This window comes from Streptomyces sp. OR43, assembly GCF_008042275.1.
Classification (GTDB): domain Bacteria; phylum Actinomycetota; class Actinomycetes; order Streptomycetales; family Streptomycetaceae; genus Streptomyces.
Genome location: NZ_RDBK01000119.1, coordinates 1 through 1,001, shown reverse-complemented (window position 1 = coordinate 1,001; position 1,001 = coordinate 1). Strand labels below are relative to the sequence as shown.

At 68.2% G+C, this 1,001-nt stretch carries 1 protein-coding gene and 1 pseudogene; one reads left to right on the top strand and one right to left on the bottom strand.

What is annotated here, in order from left to right; genetic code table 11:
- Positions 1–298, top strand: a pseudogene (locus EAO72_RS41475) (AAA family ATPase); the annotation flags it as partial.
- Positions 299–332: 34 nt separating this feature from the next.
- Here EAO72_RS41475 and EAO72_RS41470 read toward each other — a convergent pair.
- Positions 333–1,001: AAA family ATPase (locus tag EAO72_RS41470; protein WP_148022549.1), on the bottom strand; the 669-nt coding region annotated here is incomplete at its 5' end.

Below are 1,001 nucleotides of genomic sequence, written 5' to 3'. Positions count from 1 at the left end.
CACCACGGTCGGCGACTTGATCGGCGAGTACACGCAGGACGACGCGGGAGCCTACGTCTTCCAGTACGGTCCGCTGGTCACCGCGATGACCGAGGGCCGCGCCCTGCTGATCGACGATGCCACCTTGATCTCACCGAAGGTCCTGGCGGCGCTGTATCCCGCGATGGACGGGCGCAGGCAGATCCAGGTCAAGGCCCACAAGGGCGAGACCATCAAGGCCGAGCCAGGCTTCTACGTGGTGGCGGGCCACAATCCCGGCGTCCACGGAGCGGTGTTGACGGAGGCGCTGTCGTCCCGGGTGGTGGCGGGGGACTGGACGTGGTGGTGGGCGCTCATCGCGAGCGGCCCCGGTGCGCGGAGCCGGTGCTGCCCGGGGGCTGCCGGGCAGCTGAGGCGGGGAGCTGCTTGCCGAGGGTGAGGGGCGCGATCTTCTTGACGCCGACAGCCTTGATGACGGCGTCGGCGACGATGTCGCGATCCTCCACAGGAGCGATGCCGACCAGGTTCGCCAGCGCGGCATTGGTGCCGAGGACTGCCTCGGTCTTCTGGTAGCTCAGCAGCTCTCGCAATTGGGGGGCCCAGCCCAACTCGCCGAGTTCGACCTGGCGGGCGAGGTTCCGGGCGACCCGGACCACCCGGGCATCGATCCTCAAGGCGAGGGCGAGGTCGTAGTCCGTGCCGATCTGGATTTGCACGCTGAACCGGGACGACAGCGCCTCCGTCAACACCGCTCCGTGGACGCCGGGATTGTGGCCCGCCACCACGTAGAAGCCTGGCTCGGCCTTGATGGTCTCGCCCTTGTGGGCCTTGACCTGGATCTGCCTGCGCCCGTCCATCGCGGGATACAGCGCCGCCAGGACCTTCGGTGAGATCAAGGTGGCATCGTCGATCAGCAGGGCGCGGCCCTCGGTCATCGCGGTGACCAGCGGACCGTACTGGAAGACGTAGGCTCCCGCGTCGTCCTGCGTGTACTCGCCGATCAAGTCGCCGACCGTGGTGTT